Source organism: Engelhardtia mirabilis, assembly GCF_007748095.1.
Lineage (GTDB): Bacteria > Planctomycetota > UBA1135 > UBA1135.
Genome location: NZ_CP036287.1, coordinates 4913722 through 4933959, shown reverse-complemented (window position 1 = coordinate 4933959; position 20238 = coordinate 4913722). Strand labels below are relative to the sequence as shown.

Here is a 20238-nt window from a genome sequence, read left to right as displayed (position 1 = left end):
CTTCCTCGTCGTTGCAGCCGTGGCAGAGGCCGCTCGCAGGATCGCGAGTAGCCGCTAGCGAGTCGGCGTTCCGTGGTCGCGCCCATGGGCGGGGTCCGGCATCGACTGTTGCGCTCGGACCGAGCGATGCGGAATCGGGAATTTGGCATGTCCCGGACCGTGTCCCGCTCAGGGGCGGAGGCAAGACACGCGTGGACGCGGCGATTGGATTCGAGCCCGCGCGGACCCGCAGACGCCCCGTTGGTGGGCCGGTGGATCCGATTTTCTCGAGGTCGTGCGTACGCGCAGACCTGGATGGCGTCCAGGCGGGTGATCGGCCCTGGAGGCCGCCCCGAATCGAACAAGGAGACATCCATGCGATCCACCGCCGCTGCCACGGGCCACCTCGGCCCGCTCGCCCTCACCCTCTCGCTCTTGGCCGCCCAGGGCCATGCCCAGTGCTTCCTTGCGGACGTCGACGCGCTGCACCCGCCGCCGCCCCTGGCCCTGAACCCGCTGGAGCTCGGGACTGAGTTCCCCTTCCAGTACCCGGTGCTCGGGAACGCCGTGAACCTCGTCGGGCCGAACGCACCTCAGAGCTGGATCCACGGGCTGTACCTGGCCGCTGGACCGGCGGTGATCCCCTTCGAGCTGCCGGTGCAGGGCACTCTGCTGCTCGACTCGTCGCTGTTTCTGTTCGGCTCGTTCAAGACCGAGGCCGATTGGCTCCTGAACGTCCCGTTCGGCATCCCGGCGGGTTCGGAGGCCTTCGCGCAGTACGTCTCGACGAATGGTCTCGAGTGGCGCTTCTCGAATGCCCTGGAGCTGAAGGTCGGGTTCTTCGAGGCCGAGATCGAAGTCCTGTCCGTGACCGGCTCGCCGATCGGAGGCGACAACATTCCTGATCCCTACGTCGTGACCTACCGCAACAACGGACCGGCGTTCGCGAGTCCGATCCTCCAGGTCTGCATCGATGGGATTTGTGGGAGCGCGACTGTCAGTGCGCCTCCGGGGGGCACGGCCACCGCTACCGTACTCGTGAATACCCCTCCCGTGCCGGTCTCCTGCGGCGGCGCGTCGACGCGGATCGCCACGGCCTGTTCGCTGTTGCCCGATTGCAAGCCCTCCAACGACTGCGCGAGCGCCTCGATCACCGTCGACGCGGCCTACTGGGATCTGGAATTCGACGTGATCAATGCCCCTGGCACCGTTTGGAAGGGCAGCTCTGCGAGTTGGCAGGTTCGGGTCAGGAACAACGGGAACGCCGTGTCGGACGACGTCTGCTTCCTGTCGGCGATGGTGCCCAACCCCGGGAAGGGGCAGTTCGGAAACCCGATCTTGCCCATCCATTTCAACTCGAGCGGCCAACTCGCGCCCGGCCAACAGAAGACCTTCAACTGTTCGATCGTCGTACCGCAGTTCGCCTTCTCGGGGACGCAGTACTTCAAGGTCGAGGTCAACTACTCAGCGGGCTGCTTCGACAACTGCGACGCTGGCAACTTCGATCAGGATTCCGTCACGGTTCTTCCCTGACCGAGGCTCAAAGATCTAGCTCCTTGGCGAGATTTCCGAGGGCCCGCGCCAACCGGGCGCGGGCCCTCGCGGCTGTGCCGGTGTCCAGCTCGTCGGCGATCTCCTCGAAAGTGCAACCGCAGAGCTTGCGAAGGACGATCAGCTCGGATTCGTGCTCGGGCAGTCGAGCTAGCGCCGAGAGGAACTTCTCGGCCGCCTCGGCGCCCATGGCTACCTGGCTCGGCGTGGGGGTTGTCGCATGAGCGTCGCCCAGGACCCATTCCCCCTCACTTGCGCCGAGGCGCTCGGCGTCGCGCTTCGCCGCAGCTCGGCGGCGACCGGCGTCCGTGACCACCGAGCGCACCACGGTTCGCGCCCAGGCGAGGAATTGGGCCTCGGTCATCCCGCGGAACTCCGTCGATGAGCGACAGATTCGCAGGGCGGCCTCCTGCGCGACGTCGACCGACTCCCAGTCGTCGCGTAGTCGGTTCCTGGCGCCCAGGCACAGGTGCGCCATCTCACGCAGGATTCCCTGGTGGCGCTCGACGAGTTGTCGCGCCGCCGCAGAGTCGCCCGCGCGAGTGCGGTCGATCAGCGATGGCGAGCCCGAATGCGGTCCGTCCGAAGTGCCAGGCATTTTTGGGTAGACCCCGAGGGCCCTCGGCTAGAGCTAGAGTGTCGACGCGGCGTAGACCCCTGCGTGGTCGAAAGGAAATGGCAGCAGTCGAACACGACGATCAGTGGTTTGAACGGTACCTGGAGCTCCGCCTCGAGGACGAGGCCGTAGCCGCAGATCTGTGGTCGACCGCGTCTGACGCTCTCCGTCGGCGCTTCGCGAGCCGCCGAGCCGCACTGGAGTCGATCGGTCTGCTGGCAGCGGTCGAGGGGGAGGCCGAGACCTGGAATCCACCGTCGGTGGAGGGCTACGAGGTCGTTGCTCACTTGGGAGCGGGTGGCGGCGGTACGGTCTTCGTCGGACGTCAGGAATCGCTCGGTCGGGAAGTCGCCATCAAGTTCCTGAGTCCACGACCGACCATTGACGGAAACCCCCAGGCCCGCTTCGCGCGTGAGGCCGCGATCCTGGCCCGGGTCCGGTCGCCCCACGTCGTCGAGATCTTCGACTACGGCGTGGCCGATTCCTGGCCGTACCTGGTCATGGCTCTGGTCCCCGGCCGCTCGCTCGCGCACGAAGTTCGCGAGCGCGGACCCGCCGGCGATCGAGAGGCGATCCGAGCGGCGGTTCGAACCATGGCGACCTTGGCTCGGGCGGTGCAGGTGCTGCATCGAGCGGGGATCGTCCATCGCGACCTGAAGCCGTCCAATGTTCTGCGCGACCCCGACGGCAATCCGATCCTGATCGACTTCGGGCTGGCGCTCGATTCGGCGGCGGTCGGTCTGGACCGCACCCGCACCGGGCACATCCTGGGAACGCCGGCCTATGCCGCGCCCGAGCAGATCGACGGTGCCGGCTGCGATCACCGCGCGGACATCTTCGGTCTGGGAGCCACGCTGTTCCACCTGCTGACCGGCACCACTCCGATCGGCGCGCCCTCGCTCGATGCCATCCGCCGCGAGTATCAATCGCACGGCGCGCGCAACGTCCGGGCATTCAATCGTGAGGTGGACCGGGATCTGGCGGCGGTCGTGTCGTGCGCGACCGCAACGCGGGCCGCAGATCGCTATCAGAGTTGTGCCGCATTCATCGACGACTTGGAGTCCTGGCTCGACGGAGTCCGGCCACGCGCGGCTCGTCGGCGGCCTATCCGTGGGGCCGCCCGTTGGGTGCGGCGAAACCCGACGCGAACGGCTCTCCTCGTGACTCTGCCGATCCTCGCGGTCCTCGGTCGCTCGACCGTGCTCGCCGAGTCGCGACGTCTCGAGCAGATCGAAGGCGAGCGCGTCAAGTCGCTGAGTCAGTTGGTCGACGCCGAGTTGGCCATCGGTACCGGGGACGCCGCAGCCCAGGCGCTGGACGAGCTCGCGCGTCTGCGGCCGCGGGACCCCGACGTGGCCTTCGCGCGAGTACGCGTCGCGTTGGACGGACCGGGCAATTTCGATCCGGGTCGTCTGGCGAGGTCACCCGCGCGCCTGGCTGCGCTACGGCTCAGCCTCGCGGAGGCGGAGGCGTTGTTGAGCCACGAGCCGTGCTGGGAGCCGCTGATCAGGCTCGAGTCGTTGCTCGCGAGTGGACGGGTGCCTCTGCCCAGGGTGGAGCTTCCGGAGCTGAACTCGGACCTCCCCGTCGGCGTCGCGCGGCGCGCGATCGTTGCTTGGCGCTTCGTCGGAGCGGATCCACGCAAACTGCGTGCGGCCATCGTCGAGCTGTTCAAACGCGCGCCCAATGACGTCCGCGTGGCGCGGATGGCGGCCTTCGGTGCCGAAGGAGCGGAGGACCTCGTCAGCCTCGCGGCCGCATCGTCACTGCGGGCGCTCGACCCGGAGCGAGGCGGCTCTTGGTCCATAGTGCTGTTCACGGAACTCCGCTACCTCCGGTCCCTGGGCGGTGGCGCTGTGGCCTCGGAGATCGATCGGCTGCTCGCCGCCGCCGATGCGCTCGTCGAACGCTTCCCCATGGACCGTGAGGTGCTCTTCCACGCGGCCGACATCGCTTCGAACGACCCGACGCCCGGAGCACACTGGCGAGCGGCTCGGCTCTATGAGCGCTGCCTCGCCCTCGGTGACGCACCGGAGGTGCGCATCAACCTCGGCAATATCTATCTCGGAGGTGCCAACCGCTTGACCCGCTGGCCGAGTTCGAGCGGAAGTCCGATCGCGGACATCGTGCGCTACGGCTGTGGACTGGGCCGCAAGCAGCACCTCCTCCTGCGGGTCGAGGAACTCGCTTCCGGACTCGAGGCCTACCGCGGGCAAGCGCCGGAGTACTGGACCAACCGCTCCTGGACGGTGTTCCAGCTCGACGGGCCGAAGGCCGCTGCCCGATTGTTGGGCCGCGGACTCGAGTGGATTGGGCCGGATGCCGACGAGCTCTGGCTCGTGCACCTGATGCGGGCCGAGTTCGCACTCGATGCCCTCGACCAAGGGCGAGGAGATCCGATGGATGCGGCCGCGGCGTCGGCCAGTCTTCGTTGGTTGGCGGACCACGGCTTCCCGCCCGAGAACGGGCCGTGCGTGAGGATCTTCCAGTCCGCTGGGCGACACGGGGAGCCGACCTTGGCCCGGGACCTGTGGGATCGGCTCGACGCGGAGACGCAAACCAAGGCCACTCCGCTCTACGAGCTCTTCCTGGCTCCACTGCTGGACGAAGGGAGCTAGTGTCCTGGATCAGCAGTTCGGCGTCACTTCCCGGGCTGCGATGGCCGCTGGCGTCGCCAGCGCCTCCTCCGAGTATCGCAGCGGATACGCGTCGTCGGCGCGCCTAGCCAGCATCGATCGGACCTCCGGGCAGTGGTGCCGAATTTCCGATCCAGGACACTAGTCAGCAGCGGTCGCTGGGATCCGAGTCGCACGCGCTGGCAGCGAATCCTGGTGACCGCGGAGGGATTAGTCGCCCATCCCCGCGAGCTTGCGGGCGACGCCCTCGGCGCTCGCGTGGGCTTCGGTGTCGCCCAGCTCGGCGGCGCGGCGGTAGTGGGTCTGCGCGAGCTCGAGCAGGGCCTTGCGACCGCCGGGCCACGGCGTTGCTGGCTCGGCGTCGGCGTGGACGAAGAGGACGTCGCCGGCGAGGCGCGCGAGGGCTGCGGGCTCGCGGGCGGATTGCTCGCCGCGGGCGGCCACGGCCAGGCCGTTCTCGAGCCATTGGCGGCGTCGTTCGCCGTCGGGTTCGCGGGCGGGGGAGGCGAGCTGGATGGCTTGGAACCAGACCAGGATCTCCCAGCCCTCGGTCGCGCCGGGATCGAGCTCGAGGGCGCGTTCGGCCAGGGCGAAGGCCTGGGCCGGGCGTCCGGCGGCGAAGGCGGCGTCGACGCGGACCCATTGGGCGCTGGCGAAGACGCGGCCGATCGGGCCGAGGAGGGCTGCCGAGGCGGAGGGCGGCTTGGGGGGCGGGCGCCAGCGCTCGTCGGGGGCGAGACCGGTGAACTCGGCTGCGAGGGCGGCGATCAACACCGCTCCGACGACGGCGACGGAAGAGCGCTTCACCGCGTCGCACCTCCGCGGCGCCGCTCCAGCAGGGCGGTCGCCGACAGGCAGGCCAGGGACAGTCCGAGCGCGAGGCCAGCGCTGATCAGGGGCGGTGCGCCAGGGGACAGTCCGAGCGAGAGCGCCGATAGGTCGTCGAACAGGGTCGCGGCGGGCAGGTGCTCGACCAGGGGCGCGCCGCGCCAGGCGGCGATCCAGAGGGAGGCGAGCAGCGTGCCGGCCAGGCCGGCCGACAGTCCGCGCGTGAGCAGTGGCAACAGCGCCGCGGCCAAGGCGAGTCCGAGCCAGGTGCGGGCGGCGAGGGCCAGGCTCGCCAGCAGACCCGGTCGGGGAGACCCGAGCACCAACAGGCTGTTGGCCGGGACTCCGACGCCGGCGCCAACCGCGGGCCGCGCCAGCTCGACCAGCAGAGTTCCCGAGCCCGGTGGCAGATCGACCGACAGGGCGCGCCGGCCAGCGAAGGTCGAGCTGGCCGAGGTTCCCGGGCCGTCGCCGTCGAGCCGCCGCACGCGCAGCTCGACCGTGGCGCTGGGGTCGGCGGCCGGGAGGACCACCAGCTCGACCTGGATCCGCTCGGCGCGCGCCGGGAGGGGCGGCAGCTCGAAGCGCTCGACCTCGCCTTCCACGAGTAGGTTCAGCGCCGGATTGTCGAGACGGCCGACCACCGGCCGCACCGGCTCCGATCCCGCGCCCGCCGCCAGCTCCGCCGCGGCCGCGCAGGCGAGCAGGTGGAGCGCCGCGCCCGCGCAGGCTCCGAGCCACAGGCCGACCTGGCGCGGAAGCTCGCCCACCGGCGCCGCCGCGAAGCCCGCCCGCTCAGGTCCCTGGGTGCGCGCGTTCAGGGCCGCCACGCGCCACAGCACGAGCGGCGCGACCAACGCCAGCGCCGCACCCAGAACTCCCGAGCGGGCCTGGGCCGCGGCCACGGCGGGTGTCGACGGATCGAGCTCGCCGACCAGGCGCACGCTCGCGGGCATCCAGTCGCGGGTCGCGAGCAGGGTCAGCCACAGCGCCGTCGCGACCACCGCCCACGGCGACAGTGCGCGCCGCAGGGCCAGGCTCGCCAGGGCCAAGGCCCCGCGCACGTCGCGCACGCGCCGGCGATCATCCATCGCGCTCGACGCCCGCCGGCGCGCCGCGTCCGGTTGATCCCAGGGACCGGTACAGGGCGTCGAGGGCCGCCGCGGCCGGGCGCGTGGCGCGCACCACAGCCCCCCGCGCTTCGAGCTCGCGGCGCGCGGCGTCGAGGTCCTGGCTCCCCGCGCCTTCGATCTCGAGCTCCACGCGCGTCGCCCGCTCGGCCAGGGCGCGCGCGGACTCGTTCAGCACCACGCGGCCCTCGATCATCACGCTCACCCGCTCGCAGCGCCCGAAGAGGTCGTCGGGCCGGTGGGAACAGATCAGCGCCGCGGCGCCGCGGGCATGGGCTTCGTCGAGCCACTGCTCGAGCACCTCGGCGCCCTCGGCGTCGAGCCCCACGCTGGGCTCGTCGAGCAGCACCAGGTGCGGATCGGTGGCGAAGGCCTGGGCCAGGACGAAGCGCCGCCGCATGCCGCTCGAGAACTGGCCCAGGGAGCGCTTGGCGTCCGCGCCGAGGCCCGCGCGGTCGAGCAGCCTCAGCGCCCTGGATCGGGCCTCGCCGCCATGTAGCCCGCGCATACGCAGCAGCAGCTCCAGCACGACCCGCGCCGGCAGCTCGTCGGGGAAGGGACAGCCCTCGGTGGCGTAGCCGATGCGAGTGCGCACCGCCGCCGTGCGCGGATCACCGCCCAAGACCGAGAGCTCGCCGCCGTCGGCCGGATCGACACCGGCCAGGAGCCGCAGCAGGGTCGACTTGCCCGAGCCGTTGGGGCCGATCAGCCCGCCCACGGCTCCGGCCGCGAGGTCGAGGTCGACACCCCGCAGGACCGCACGCCGCGCCAGGAGGAAGCCCGAGCGATAGCTGCGCTTCAGGCCGCGCGCGAGGATGGCGACTGCCTGCGGGCCGGGGAGTGGTGCGGACTCGGTCGACACGGGTCAGCAGCCTGACGCCCGCGCGCGGCGCGCACAAGTCGCCCCTGGGGCCCAGGCTCGCTCGGGCCTTGGGGCCTGCTATCCTCCCCGGCCATGGCGCGACTCCTGATCCTCGAAGGCCCCGATCCGGGCCGCAGCGTCGACCTGGTCGCGGGCCAACGCATCGGGCGGCTGCGCGCCTGTGAGATCGCGATCGTCCACCCCTCGATCAGCCGCGAGCACGCGCGCATCGAGCAGCGTGGCGAGGACCTGTGGATCGTCGACCTGGACTCCAGCAACGGCCTGCGCGTGGCCGGTCAGCGCGTGCCCGAGGTCATGTTCGAGGAGGGGCTCGAGTTCGCCCTGGGTGGCCTCGAGGTGCGCTTCGTAGGCGACGGGGCGCCCGCCGACCCGATCGACGAGGACTTCGAGTTCGACGAGGGGCCGCCGCTCGAGGTGAGTTCCGCGTCCGTCGACGACGGAGCCAAGGGCAGCTCCGGCGCTGGCAGCGGCAACAGCGGCGGCCTGTCCCTGGAGGACCCCGCCGAGATCGAGTTGGCGTCGACCCGCCTCACCGACCGCGGCCAGACCCCGCAGGGCAGCGCGCACCGTGCTCCCTTGGCCAAGAGACCCGAGCCGACGCAGCTGTCGCCGCAAGCCGTGGGGGAGAGCCGTCGCCAGGAGGTCCTGCGCGAAGTCGCTGCCGAGCCGAGCGGCATCCTGCGTGGCGACCTGTCGCAGTACCCCGGCTGGGTGCAGGCTGGCGTCGTGATCGGCGCCCTGGTCTTCTTCGTCGCCGTGGCCTGGGGCGTCTTCGTCCTGGTCCAGGGCGCGAAGGGCTGAGCGCCAAGGACCGAGCGCGGATCGCAGCACAGCTGGTCTCGCGCTCCGAGATCCAATCACACGTCCGGGTCGATCACCCGTGCGAGCCAACGGATCATCCGTGTCTAGCCGCGACTTGGTCGCGGCCGCGATCAATCACCCGCGCGGCGAAGCGACGGCTGCTTCCCAGGCTGCGACCAAGCGAGCAGCGCTGTCGTCCCAGGATTCCAGGTCGACGCACGGCGTTGTCGCCTTCGCCAAGGCGATGCGGATCGCTGCAGCCATCTCGGCGGGGTCGTCGGCGTCGAAGCGCTCCGCGGCGTCGCCGGCCACTTCGCTGGGTGCACCGGAGCGACTCAGGGCCAAGGGCAAGCCGGCGCGGCGGGCCTCGTGCACGGGGATTCCGAAGCCCTCGAGGCGCGAAGGCAGGACCAAGCAGCCCGCGCCGGCGTAGAGCAGGGGCAGCTCCGAATCGTCCAGGGGACCCAAGAACCAGACCCGCGCGCCGACTCCCAGTTGCGCCGCCAAGCGGTCCAGCCGCGCGCGTTCGCCGCCCTTGGCCGCGCCGACCAGCACCAGGGGCGGGAGCGCCGGGTCCTCGGCCAAGGCTCGCAGGGCGAGGCCCAAGTTCTTGCGCGGTTCGAGGTGCCCCACGTGCAGCAGGTAGCCGGGCTCGAGGTAGCTGCGCGCCCGCGCGCCGCGCTCCACGACGCGCAGGTGGTCGCCGGCATTGGGCACTACGTCCGCGCGCCCGACGACGCGCGGATGGCGCAGTTGGAACTGCGCTCGCACCTCGTCGCTGACGAACAGCAAACGCGCCGCGCGGCGCGCGACCGCTCGGTAGGCGAAGCGACCGGCGAACGCGCGCAGGGAACCCACGAGCTCAGCATTCACCTGGCGCAGGTCGTGCAGGGTCACCGTCAGGGGCGTGCCGCGCAGGCCGCGCTTGGAAGGGATCGGCAGGTGTGCGGTGTGGACCAGGTCGAAGGGGCTGCCCGCGCCGGTTGCATGGTCGATGGCCGCAGCGACAGCGCGCGACTCCGCCCGCGCGCGGCGCGCGGGGGGACCGGCGGGGACCGCGGACTCGAGCAGTTCCACGTCCTCGCCGCAGTCGAAGCTCGGCGGCTCCGCGCCGACGAGCACGGCGAGGCTCCCGCCCCGCGCTCGCAACAGCCGCGCCGCGCGCGGGAGGAGTTCGGCGTTGTGTCGCTGGACGCCGCCCCGGGGTTGGCCGAGCACGGCCCCCAGCACCAACACGCGCGGTGAGCGCGCGCTCATGCGGACCCCTGGGTCAGCTCGCGCCACAACAGCGCGGTCGATTCGGCCCAGCGCTCCCAGGTGAACCGGGCGGCGCGCTCGCGGGCGGCGCGGCGCTGCTCTTCGGTCCAGGCCAGGGCGCGTCCGATCGCGGCGGCGAGCCCGGCGGAGTCCTCCGGATCGGCCAGCTCGGCGCAGCCCCCGGCCAACTCCTCCTGGGCGCCGCCGGGCGCGGCGACGACCGGAGTTCCTGTGGCCAGGGCCTCGAGCACCGGATGGGCGAAGCCCTCCGAGCGCGCCAGGGCCAGGACCGCGCCACTGGCGGCAAGGGCCAGGGGCAGGTCGGACTCCTCGATCCAGGGCACGTGGTGCAGTCGCTGACCCAGGCCGAGGGCGGCGGCGCGGGCGCGCGCGGCATCGAGGCCCGGGCCGTCCGGACCCGTCACCACCAGCCGCACCGAGCGCGGCAAGTGGGCCAGGGCCTCGACCGCGGCGCTGGCGCGCTTCTTGGTCCGACCACCGAGTGGCAAGAGCAGCGTCGCACGATCGAAGGGCTCGCCGCCCAACTCGACCGTCGGGCCACCCTCGCCCGCGGCCTCGCCGAAGCGCCGATCGACGCCCCAGGGGATCACACGCACGCGCTCGCCCGCCGAGCCCAGCTCGGCGCGCAGGTCGCGGGCCACGTGCTCTGACGGGCAGACGATGGCCCGCGCGAAGCGGCCGCCCAGCCGGATCCACAGACGGTGGCGCAGATCCGCGTTCTCGCTCTCCCCGTGGTGCCAGGGCAGCTCGTGCACGGTCTGGATCCGTGGGCCGGGCGCCGTGGGCGAGAAGCCCGACACGAAGGCGTGCACGCCGTCGACTTCCGAGCGACGCGCCGCCCGCCCCAGGCCGCGCAGGCGCCAGTGGCCGCGACTGCCGCCCATCGGGCCCAGGCGCACGGTCTCCACGTCGTCGCGACCGCGCAGGGCTTCGAGGCCCGAGCGCACGCAGCGCTGCAGGCTCAGCGGGTAGGGCGCGCGCAGCACGCACAGATCGACGCCGATGCGCGTCGCGGTGGGAGACCGGGGCGGGGTCACGGCGCTATCCTGCCCGGGTGGACAGCGAATCGCGAAGCGCCCTTCCGCGGGTGCTCTTCCTTTGCATCGGAAACGCCTGCCGGAGCCCCATGGGTGAGGGCTGGCTGAGACACCTGGCCGGCGACCGTTTCGAGGTGACTTCAGGGGGGCTGCGGCCCATCGGCGTGCACCCGCGGGCGATCCAGGTGATGGGGGAGGCGGGGGTCGACATCAGTGGGCTCAAGTCGACCTACGTGCACCGCGAGCTCGAGCGCCCGCCGGACGTGTTGATCGCCCTCTCGCGCCAGGCCCTGAGTGCCTGCCCGCCCCTGCCGGGCCGCACCCGGGTCCTGCGCTGGCCGGTACCCGATCCCTACACCGTACGCGGCGACGAAGCGGTGGTGTTGCGGGCCTTCCGCGGGGCGCGCGACGAGATCCGCGAGCGGGTCGAGGACTGGCTCGCCGCGGGCGCGCCGACCTCCGAGTAGGCCGGCACTGGGCGTCGCCGGGTCTCGCGCCGTTGCGTACTCCGCGAGCGACCGTACTCCGCGAGCGACCGTGCTCCGCCAGTCGCGTCGACCCACCGCTGGCGCCGCCCGCCGAACGCAATCGGCGCCGGACCCCGTGGGGCCCGGCGCCGATCGCGTTCGGAGCGCGCTGGCTGAGCTGGCGCGGACGACGGGGCTCGCGCCTCGCGTGAGACCGTGGCCTCGCGCTTCGCGCGACGGACCTACTCGCGCATGCGCACGCCGGTCGCCATCAACTGGAACTCGCGCACCGATCCGACGTGGGCCATGGCCTCTTCGTGCTTGCCGGCGTCCTCGAGCAGGTGCTTCACGTCCGCTTCGGGGGTCTCGACGATCGAGAACACGCCTTCCATGCGCGCGGTGCGCCCGGCGGACTCGATCGGAACGAAGAAGGCGTAGTCCTGGAAGCGCACGCGCATCTCCTCGTCGCCGCCCTTGACGATCATCCAGCAACCCTTCTTGGTGCAGGCGGCGTCGACGGTGCCCTCGACCACGACCGTTTGGCCGTCGAAGGCCTCCGCGCGCGCCAAGAGGTCGGCCGCGGCGATCGGGGTGGTCTCGTCGACGTCACCGCCGTACACGTCCCATCCGGCTACCGGGGCCGCGGTGATCAGGCCGAGGTCCTGGCCGGACTCGACCACTTCGACGGGCGTCGACGAGCCCTCTTGCTGGGACTCGTGCGCGGAGTTGCTGGCGCAGGCGGCGAGGGTGGTGAGGGCTGCGCCGGCGAGGGCGGCGGTGAACTTGGAGCGCATGGTCGCAGTGGGGTCGATCGTTCGATGGCGGCGGATCCGGGCCGTTACGTGGGGGGCGGCCTGGGGCCACACAGGCTAGCAGGGCCTCCCGGAGCGGACTAGCTCAGGGGTGCTCCGGCGGCGGTCCCCGCGTCGGGGACGGGCGGCGGTGCTCCACGCGGCGGTGCTCCACGCGGCTATGCTCCGCGCAATGGATCTCGGACTGGCGGAGTCGACGGTGCTGATCACCGGCGCATCGGGCGGTATCGGGCGTGCCCTGGCGCGGACCTTCGCCGCCGAGGGCGTGCGCCTGGTCCTTACGGGCCACGACCGCATCGCGGAGCTGACCACCTGGGCCGCGGAGGAATTCGGCGAGCGCGCCCTGTGCGTGGCCGCCGACGTGCGCGAGGCGGAGCAGGTCGACGCGGCCTTCGAGGCCGGCGCGGCGCGCTTCGGACGCGTGGACGCGGCGATCGCCAATGCGGGGGTCTGGCCGATCGAGGACCTCCCGCTGCACCGGATCGACGGGGCGCGCCTGGCGCAGACCATCGCGATCAACCTGCTCGGCGCGGTGCACACGGCCAGGGCTTTCATGCAGACCCTGGAGCGCCTCGGGCCCGTCGCGGGTCGCGGGGCGGCGATGGTCTGCATCGGCTCCACCGCCGGCCGCTTCGGCGAGCGCGGGCACGCCGACTACGCCCTGGCCAAGGCCGGCCTGGTGGGGCTGGTCCAATCGCTCAAGAACGAGCTGCCCAGGATCGATCCCCTGGCCCGAATCAACCTGGTCGAGCCCGGCTGGACGGTGACGGAGATGGCGCGGGCCGCGCTCGAGGACGATGGCGCGGTGGGGCGGACCCTCACGACCATGGCCCTGCGACGCCTGGGGCGCGCGGACGACGTGGCGCGGGTCTGTGCGTGCCTGTGCTCGCCCTCGGCCTCGGCCCATGTGACCGGGCAGACGATCACCGTCGCCGGGGGCATGGAGGGGCGCGTCCTGTGGGACCGCTCCGAGATCGACGTCGACGCCGTGAGGCGCTCGGCACGCGGTCGATAGGCGCGCGTTGCGCTCAGTCGGTGGTGCCGGACGCCGCGGTGCAGAAGCCGATCATCCAGCGCGAAGTGGCCGAGAGGCCATCGACGTCGCCGCCGGCGGTGCCAGCGGGGGCGTCGTAGGACTCCATGCGCTCGATCGCCGCCAGGGTCACCGCTCCGGGCCCGTGGGCGGCCAAGTGACGGCCCGACGCGACGCAGGAGGCACTGGCCCCGGCGAGGGCGGCCCATCCCAGCACGGCGCCAATGCGGCGGCGGCGTGCGTCCACTGTGGTCTGGGGCATGGTGTTCCGTCCTCCTGAGCAAGTCTCCGGGCTCGAACGAAGGATCGGCTTCGCGCCCCCGCGAGCTTGAGGGCGCGGCCGATCCGCTCCGCGGCCCCACGCCGGTTACGGCGTCTTCACGCGCGCCGCGCGAACTTTCTCGAAACGGGAGAACCATCGGTGCGGGTGCCGACGATCCCCAGTTGCTTCACGGGGAGCGCGTCGCCTGGGCCGGCGGCTTGCTTACCAGTCGCCACTCCCCGCATGCCCCTACTTGCTCGACCCGAGGCTCCGGAGCCATTGCCCACCTTGTCTGCGGTTTCCCCGGCGTTCGCGACGTCGGAGGAAGCCTCACTGGCAGCCCGCTCGGGCTCCTCGGATCCCTCGGGGGGCCGATGCATCGAGTCGGGCTGCCCTCCTCGTTCACGACCGGCGCGCGCCGCACTCCCAGGTAGGTCGATCTCCGCTGGGCCCTCGGGCCGGGCGCCACGTCAGCATCGAAAGTGGAGGGAGGTACAGCGAGCCGGTTCGCGGTGGCCCTCTGCGCGGGCCCGGCCAAAGGGATCTCGGTCGGGCCCGTCTCTCGTTCGGCGACCCACGAAGCCCCGCCAGCGGAGCCGGCAGGGGCAAATGCGAATTTGTGGGTAATGCGAGAACCGAGGGGCCAGGACTGGACGAGCCCCGGATCCGACCTCAGCCCAGCAGGGGTGAAGGTCGCGTACGATCGGATCGTTGCCCTGCTCCCCAGGTGCGCTCGATCCCCGACCGGAGATCCCACCCTTGAAGACCCTGCTCCAGTACTTCGTCGCGTCGAGTTTTCTCGCGCCATGCCTCGCCCTGACGGCTGCCGCCCAATCTCCGCCCTTCTACCCAGTGGGGCTGCAACTCCCCGCGGATCCGGCGGATGACATCGAGCTACCGACCTCGGGTCCGGGGGCGGTCGCCGCTCCCCTGCGTACCTTCGAGGTGGGCAAGCTCACCGACGACGACGATCCCGACGGCCTGCTGCTGGCCGGTGACGGTCTGCACGTCGTGATCGGCGTCGGTCGCTATGGCTACGTCGAGAAGATCGCCAGCGGCGTTACGGCGGCGACGATCCTGCCCTCGGCCTCGCCCGTCTACGCGGGTTCGATCGTGGCCTCGGTGCCCGGGGGCTTGCAGCGCTTCGTCTACGACACGAGCACGGGCGACTACGTCCCGCACGCGATCGTCAACACGGGTGCCGAGTGGATCGGCGTGACCCAGATGATCCGGGCCAACCTGGACGGTGATCCGCGAGCGGACATGCTGACGATCTCGCCGGTCGACGACACGATCGTGCGCGGTTGGGGCATCGGTGCGGGCGGGACCATGAGCCCGTACTTCTGGCTCCAGTTCGCGGACTCGGTGCAGCAGATCGCCGTCCTGGACTACGACGGCGACGGAATCGACGACGTGGCCACGCTCGGCACGTCGTTCTTGAGGATCACCACGGTCGCCGGGGTGTCCCTGGGCCAGTGGGCGGTCCCCGGGCCGGGTGGCACCATTGCGACCGTGCGCGGCACGACGATCCAGCCCGGCGACCGCCTCGCCTGGGGCCGCCGCGACGCCACGGACAGCTTCCACGAGCTGCTGCTGCTCGCGCCCGCGAACTCCGCGCCGACGCCCCTGCGGATGACCTTCCGCGTGGACGCCAACGGCACCGACACCGATGTCGACGTGGTCGGCTTCTCGGCCGCCGACAGCGACGGTGACGGAGACATGGACCTGTTGGTCACCCAGCGCACCTTCGGCGCCGGCTTCGTCCTGGGCAACAGTGGCGTGCTCGAGCCTGCCTTCGCGACGGGCCCCGAGGACTACCGCGTGCACGCCTACACGACCAACCCGGGTGCCTCGGTCATCGGTGCCCAGCCCAATGGTGTCTTCACCGACATCGACCAGTCGGGCGAGGCCGACGTGCTGTGTCCCTTCACCGCGTTGAACTCGATTGTTGTGGTCAGCGCACCGATCTTCTTCCTCACCGGTGGGAGCTTCTTCGGGGACAGCTCGACGGTCGAGTTCGTCGGCCTGGCAGAGCACGAGCTGACTTCCAACGGCTTCGAGGCGCCCTACCGGGTCTACTTCGACATCCCGAGCGGGATCCCGATCGCCAGCTTCACCCACCTTCAGATCCAGGTCTGGGAGCAGAACCCGGGGCAGCAGGTGTCGGCGGTGGGCCTGTCCAACAAGCTGTATCCCTTCCCGACCTTGACGGGCTCGCAGACCACCGAGGACTGGCGGCACATCGGCGTCAACCTCGACTGGGGGCAGCCGGCCCTCGACCCCTGGCCCGACGGTCGGAACATCTTCCTGACCATGCGCCTGGTCCAGTCGAGTGGCGGGTCCCAGCCGACGATCTCGAACCCCGGTCGCTGGTTCGTCTCGGCCATGACCCTGGATCCCGACCTCGCCGACCTGGAGGACCAGACCTACCAGCTCCAACTCCAGAGCGACCCCTACTTCCTGCGTGAGCGGTCGGTCCTGCCGCTCCAGATGCCCGGGACGTACGGAGCGGGGATCGTGCTCGGGCTGAGCGTCGACCTGGGTCGCGTCGGCAACTTCGCGGACGTGCCCATGCCGGCGGTGCTCGAGACCTCGCCGGTCCCGGGCGTGGTGTTCTTCTGGGACGAGCCCTCGCAGCTCTGAGTCCTGGCCGGCGCCCGCAGCCCCGGCTGCGGTCCTCGCTCGCGACCCCGACGGCTTCAGGCGCGCGCACCGGTGTCGGCACCGGTGCGCGCGCCGAGCGTTCGGCGCCGCAGGGCGAGCGCAACGGCGGCCGCGAGCAATGCGGCGGGCGTGACGACCAGTAGCCACCACGAAGGGTCAGGGGAGCGCGACGGTCGTCCCTCCAGAGGACTGCGCGGCGAGCCCAGCAGTTGCACCTGGGCCAGCTCGAATGCCCGCAGTCGATCGCCGGCGCCGAGAGTCGCGCGCGCGGCGCGCAGGGCCTCGGCGGCCGATGTGCCCTGCGCCAGGTGACGGTGCACTTCGAGCGCGAGGTCCTGGGCCAGGCTGTACTCGAGCTTGGAACCGGTGGTCAGAACGCCGCTGGCCCCCCGCGCCAACAGGGCCCCCGCCAGGTTTGCCGGCTCGTCGTCACCGGTGCGGCGGGGACCGACCGACGTTCCGCAGGAGGTCAACAGGACCAGGCCCCGCGGTTGCTTCGGCAGCTGCTGAAGGTCCTCGGACCAGACCAGGCCGAGTTCATCGCCCTCGCCGAACAGAACCAGCCCTGAACCCCGCTCGCGAAAGGGGTCTTGCACGCCATGGGCCAGGACCTGGACCACTGCGGCGCGATCGAGGGCGCGGGTCAGGTCGTCCAGGGTCGGTGGCGGATCGAGCAGCAGCGCGCAGGCGTCCTCGCCGTAGGGGGCGAGCAGAGGAAGCAGCCGGTTCGCATCCAACTCCACGCGCGCCAAGCCCGGATGGAGCTCGAGCACTGCATCGGTGGGGGACAGGTAGGCCAGGAGTGCGAAGTCGATCGCGCCCTCCCGCGGCTCCTCGGCCGCTGAGCGGGAACGGCGCAGTCGAGCGTCCTCGAGGGCGAGCGGGAGCGATGGCGTGACCACCACGGCCAGGGCCTCGCCCAACAGTCGGCCGTCGGGGGTGCCGAGGGCCTCCACCTGGAGGCCCTGGAGAACTTCGGCGCCGACGACGGTCGCAGCCTTCCACTCGCGCACCAGCTCCCAGGCCGCCTGGGGCAGGAGGTCGGCACCCAAGGATCGGCTGGCCTCGGTCAGCCCTTGCAGCCGCTCGCCCTGGGCCATGGGCGATGCCCCGGGGGGCAGTCGACGCTGCAGGTCGGCGCCCAGCGCGAGGCAGCGCGGGTTCAGCCGCCCGCCGCCGATCAACTCGAAGTGCTCGATGCGCTCGGCGTCAATGGCCAACAGGTGCACCGTCGGCTCGGTCACCACGTAGACGAGGAGTCCCTCGCCGGGGCCCAGGAGGTCCGCCCGCACCTGCCCCAGGTCGCCGGCTGCGGTTTCGCCGCGCCGTGCGAGGGAGCCCATGGCCTGGGCTCGCAGGACCTGCTCGAAGGCGGTCGCGAGGCCCCGCTCGCCGTCCAGGCGCGCGTGCACGCGGACCAGTTCGCCGAGTAGCGCCCGGCGATCCTCCGTCTCGAGGAAGCCCACGCCGCCCGCGTCGACGCCGACCCGGGACCAGGAATCGAGCAGGGTCTCGAGCCCGACCTCGAGCTCCGCCGCGATCTCTCGCAGACGCGCCTCGTCGGCCCCCTCGCGACAGCTCAACTCGGCTTCGTCGGCCAACAGGCGCAGCTCGCGCGTGCCCAGCCGGGAGCGGTCTTGGCCCCAACCGGCCAGGCGTGTTCGCGCGAGATCGAGCCAGCGTCGTGCCGTGGCCGCGTCCCCGGCGCCCAGGGCGATCTCCGCCAACATCCACTCGGCGTCGAGCTCGGCGACCTGGTCGAGTTGGCCACTGGCCAGGGCCTGCTCGAGCAAGACGGCGCCTCTGGGCTCCGCGTCCGCTTGCTGCAGCTCGATGCTGCCCAGGGCCATGCCGCGCAGCCAACGAACCTCGGCGTGTCCCTCCTGCGCCAGCCCGCTGGCGACGATCTCGTCCACCGCGCGCAGGGTCGCCTGGTAGTCCTGGCCGAGGAAGTCGCAGGAGGCGAGGGCGACCTGCGCGTCGAGCTCCAGTTGAGGGTCCTGCGCGGACCGGGCCAGGGAGAGCTGCTCCCAGGCGATCGCTGCCGCGCGGTCCACGCGCCCCAACTCGAGCTCGAGGCGGGCGCGCTGACCCAGGGCCATGCCCCGCACGCGGCGATGGAGCACACCGATCTCGCGCTGTTGTGCCGTGGCGCTGTCGTTCTGAAGCGTGCGCTCGTCGTAGAGGGAGTCGCCCGAGATCAGCCGATCGGTCGCGGCGATGCCGTCCTCCCAGCGCCCTTGCAGCCGCGCGACCTGGACCTCCACCAGTTGCAGCAACGGTCGGTAGATCCAACTGTCGTGCTGCGCGAGACCGGACTCGACCACTTCCAAGGCTTCGTCCAGCCTGCCGGCCAGGACCAGGCCCTGGGCCAGGTCGTAGTAGACCGCGGCGGCCCGGTCGGGGTGCCCGAGTCGGTCGGCGATCCTGCGAGCGCGAGTCAGGACCTCGAGCGACCGCCCGTCAGCGACGCGCTCGGCCACCGCGCGGGACAGCACCAACCAGGTGCCGGCGGAACTCGCCAGGTCGCTGTCCAGGGCCGCAGCCGCGTCGAACTCGGCGCAACGGGCCGTGAGCCAATGCGCGAGGGCTTCGAGAACCGCCGGCCCACGCTCGGCGTCGTCGAGCTCTCCGGCCCAGCCCAACGCGGTCGCGAGGTCCGCGTCGGCGCCCGCGTCCGGTTGCCCCTGCCCGCCGACCGGGGGCGGCGACATCGCGAAAGGCGCGGCCGACGACACCGCGAAGTGCGCGGCCGACGACACCGCGAAGTGCGCGGCCGACGACACCGCGAAGGGCGCGGCCGGGGGCGCGATCAGGGTCAGGGCGACGAGCGCCAGGCCCGCACGACGTAGGGCTCCGGTCCGGCGCTGTTGCGCGACACCTGTGCCAGGGTCCAGCGGATCGCGGACGGCCAGTCGCGCTCCACGGCCGGCGCATTCCAGGAGGACTCCAGCAGGGGCGGCGGGGCGGCCAGCAGGTTCAGCTCGGACCCGGGGGTGTCGTCGTACACGCGCAGCTCGAAGGTCCAACCGGGCGGCAGCTCGAGGTCCCATTCGAAGCGAGCATAGCTCGTCACTTCCCCGGCGGGGCTGGCCCCGCGCAGCTCCTCGCCGAGGAACACGGGTTGCTGCGGCACGGATTCGGGCGCATCGCCGGCCCAATCGACGAAGGGCAGGATCAGGAGTGCCGCCGCCGCGGCGACGACGACGATCACGGTTCGCCAGGGCGGCGCACCCGCCTCGCGGCGCTCGTCGTCGCTGTCCTCGACCCCTTCCTCGCCAGGCGACGGTGTGGACTCGTGCGGAGTCGCACCCTGCTCCCCGTCAGCGACGCCGCCAGGGCTCGAGTAGGCATGGCTGGCCACCGTGGCGAGCAGTCGCTCCTCGCCTTCGGCCCAGCTCGAGCCGCTCGCCTCCGAGAGGATCTGGTCTCGCATGGCACGGGCATCGAGGTCGCGCTGGAGCCGTCGCAGGGCGTCCAGTCGGTCCAGGAAAAACGGGTCGCGCTGCACGGCAATCAGCACTTGCGGTGCGTCCTCGGGCAACTCTCCGCTGACGACCCTGCGCATCAGGGCCTCGCTCTCACTCTGCTCCGGTGTCACGCTTCGTACTCCTTGCGGCGGGGTTCCATGAACTCCTGCAGCTTGGTCAGTCCGCGGTAATAGCGGGTCTTGGCAGTGTTCGGAGAGCAGCCCAGGCGCTCACCGATCGATTCGAAGGTCAGATCGTCGAAGTGCTTCATGCGGACCACCTCGCGCTCCGAGTCGGTCAGGGTCGCCAGGCCGGAGTCGATGTCGGCTGAGATGCGATTCAGGACCTCGGCTCCGTCGGCTGAAGACACCGGCAACTCGAGCTCGACGTCCTCGACCGGTCGCGGCCGTCGGCGGCGCCCGCGGGCGGCGTTCAAGAACTCGAAGCGGCAGATGCCGTAGACCCACCCGTCGAACTCCGCGCGCCCGTCGTAGCGATCGAGCTTGCGCAGGATGACCGTGGCCGTGTCCTGAACCAGGTCGGCCAGGTCGTGCTCGTCCAGCGGTCGGCCCGAGCGGGCATTCAGGCCGCGCAGGATGCGCGGCACGATCCGCAGGCGCTCACCGAGGCCGTGGATGCACGTGGCGGAGCCCGACAGGAAGCCCCGGGTCAGGGCCAGGTCGGCCTGGGGGTCGCCGAGGACCCGTTCCGAGCCTCGCTCGCCCGACGACGATCCTCGGTCCGCAGACGTGGGGCCCGACATGGCTGTGAATCGTACTGCTAACGCTGGA

General features: G+C 71.6%; 17 protein-coding genes. 6 read left to right on the top strand and 11 right to left on the bottom strand.

Going from position 1 to position 20238, the window contains the following annotated elements:
- The first annotated feature begins 354 nt into the window (after positions 1-354).
- Positions 355-1512 carry a hypothetical protein gene (locus Pla133_RS18215; protein WP_145067855.1) on the top strand — a complete coding sequence of 386 codons (1158 nt, stop codon included), beginning with the start codon at positions 355-357 and terminating at the stop codon, positions 1510-1512.
- A gap of 7 nt (positions 1513-1519) precedes the next feature.
- On the opposite strand, the gene Pla133_RS18210 is transcribed toward Pla133_RS18215, so the two are convergent.
- Positions 1520-2128, bottom strand: a complete 609-nt coding sequence (locus tag Pla133_RS18210; protein WP_145067853.1) for an RNA polymerase sigma factor — start codon at positions 2126-2128, stop codon at positions 1520-1522.
- Between Pla133_RS18210 and Pla133_RS18205 the strand changes: the two genes are divergently transcribed.
- Positions 2089-4764, top strand: coding sequence for a serine/threonine-protein kinase (locus Pla133_RS18205; protein ID WP_145067851.1), 2676 nt, complete (start codon positions 2089-2091; stop codon positions 4762-4764). The two genes, Pla133_RS18210 and Pla133_RS18205, sit on opposite strands and share 40 nt — an antisense overlap.
- A gap of 228 nt (positions 4765-4992) precedes the next feature.
- On the opposite strand, the gene Pla133_RS18200 is transcribed toward Pla133_RS18205, so the two are convergent.
- Genes Pla133_RS18200 through Pla133_RS18190 form a run of 3 tightly spaced genes read right to left on the bottom strand, consistent with a single transcriptional unit; the run spans position 4993 to position 7602 of the window.
- Entirely contained in the window at positions 4993-5589 is a 597-nt protein-coding gene (locus Pla133_RS18200; protein WP_145067849.1) for a tetratricopeptide repeat protein, read from the bottom strand.
- Positions 5586-6701, bottom strand: a complete 1116-nt coding sequence (locus tag Pla133_RS18195; RefSeq protein ID WP_145067847.1) for a hypothetical protein — start codon at positions 6699-6701, stop codon at positions 5586-5588. The genes Pla133_RS18200 and Pla133_RS18195 overlap by 4 nt, the downstream gene beginning before the upstream one ends.
- Positions 6694-7602 (bottom strand): ABC transporter ATP-binding protein, encoded by a 909-nt coding sequence (locus Pla133_RS18190; RefSeq protein ID WP_145067845.1) that lies wholly within the window; start codon positions 7600-7602, stop codon positions 6694-6696. Before Pla133_RS18190 ends, Pla133_RS18195 begins: the two co-directional genes overlap by 8 nt.
- Before the next feature lie 93 nt (positions 7603-7695).
- On the opposite strand from Pla133_RS18190, the gene Pla133_RS18185 reads away from it, so the two are divergent.
- Complete coding sequence (locus Pla133_RS18185; protein WP_145067843.1) at positions 7696-8424, top strand: FHA domain-containing protein; 729 nt, start codon at positions 7696-7698, stop codon at positions 8422-8424.
- Between the two features lie 135 nt (positions 8425-8559).
- On the opposite strand, the gene Pla133_RS18180 is transcribed toward Pla133_RS18185, so the two are convergent.
- Together Pla133_RS18180 and Pla133_RS18175 are read right to left on the bottom strand one after the other, a co-directional pair.
- Entirely contained in the window at positions 8560-9681 is a 1122-nt protein-coding gene (locus tag Pla133_RS18180; RefSeq protein WP_145067841.1) for a glycosyltransferase family 4 protein, read from the bottom strand.
- Positions 9678-10739 carry a glycosyltransferase gene (locus tag Pla133_RS18175; protein ID WP_145067839.1) on the bottom strand — a complete coding sequence of 354 codons (1062 nt, stop codon included), beginning with the start codon at positions 10737-10739 and terminating at the stop codon, positions 9678-9680. The genes Pla133_RS18180 and Pla133_RS18175 overlap by 4 nt, the downstream gene beginning before the upstream one ends.
- A gap of 17 nt (positions 10740-10756) precedes the next feature.
- Between Pla133_RS18175 and Pla133_RS18170 the strand changes: the two genes are divergently transcribed.
- A complete protein-coding gene (locus Pla133_RS18170) occupies positions 10757-11206 on the top strand; it encodes an arsenate reductase ArsC (RefSeq protein WP_419191698.1) in 450 nt (149 codons plus the stop codon).
- Between the two features lie 242 nt (positions 11207-11448).
- Here Pla133_RS18170 and Pla133_RS18165 read toward each other — a convergent pair whose 3' ends face one another.
- Complete coding sequence (locus tag Pla133_RS18165; protein ID WP_145067837.1) at positions 11449-12000, bottom strand: DUF4920 domain-containing protein; 552 nt, start codon at positions 11998-12000, stop codon at positions 11449-11451.
- A 190-nt stretch (positions 12001-12190) separates the two neighbouring features.
- Here Pla133_RS18165 and Pla133_RS18160 point away from each other — a divergent pair, with 190 nt between their 5' ends.
- Positions 12191-13033: an SDR family NAD(P)-dependent oxidoreductase gene (locus Pla133_RS18160; RefSeq protein ID WP_419191697.1), complete on the top strand. Its 843-nt coding sequence runs from the start codon at positions 12191-12193 to the stop codon at positions 13031-13033.
- 13 nt (positions 13034-13046) lie between these two features.
- On the opposite strand, the gene Pla133_RS18155 is transcribed toward Pla133_RS18160, so the two are convergent.
- Positions 13047-13313: a hypothetical protein gene (locus Pla133_RS18155; RefSeq protein WP_145067832.1), complete on the bottom strand. Its 267-nt coding sequence runs from the start codon at positions 13311-13313 to the stop codon at positions 13047-13049.
- A gap of 759 nt (positions 13314-14072) precedes the next feature.
- Here Pla133_RS18155 and Pla133_RS18150 point away from each other — a divergent pair.
- Positions 14073-15956, top strand: coding sequence for an FG-GAP repeat domain-containing protein (locus tag Pla133_RS18150; protein ID WP_145067830.1), 1884 nt, complete (start codon positions 14073-14075; stop codon positions 15954-15956).
- 56 nt (positions 15957-16012) lie between these two features.
- Here the strand turns inward: Pla133_RS18150 and Pla133_RS18145 are convergent, their stop codons facing one another.
- From Pla133_RS18145 to Pla133_RS18135, 3 genes are all read right to left on the bottom strand, one after another.
- Positions 16013-18691 (bottom strand): CHAT domain-containing protein, encoded by a 2679-nt coding sequence (locus tag Pla133_RS18145; RefSeq protein WP_145067828.1) that lies wholly within the window; start codon positions 18689-18691, stop codon positions 16013-16015.
- A 104-nt stretch (positions 18692-18795) separates the two neighbouring features.
- On the bottom strand, positions 18796-19578 hold the full coding sequence (locus Pla133_RS18140) for a hypothetical protein (RefSeq protein WP_145067826.1): 783 nt from the start codon (positions 19576-19578) through the stop codon (positions 18796-18798).
- Entirely contained in the window at positions 19575-20210 is a 636-nt protein-coding gene (locus Pla133_RS18135) for an RNA polymerase sigma factor (protein ID WP_419191696.1), read from the bottom strand. The genes Pla133_RS18140 and Pla133_RS18135 overlap by 4 nt, the downstream gene beginning before the upstream one ends.
- Between the last annotated feature and the right edge of the window lie 28 nt (positions 20211-20238).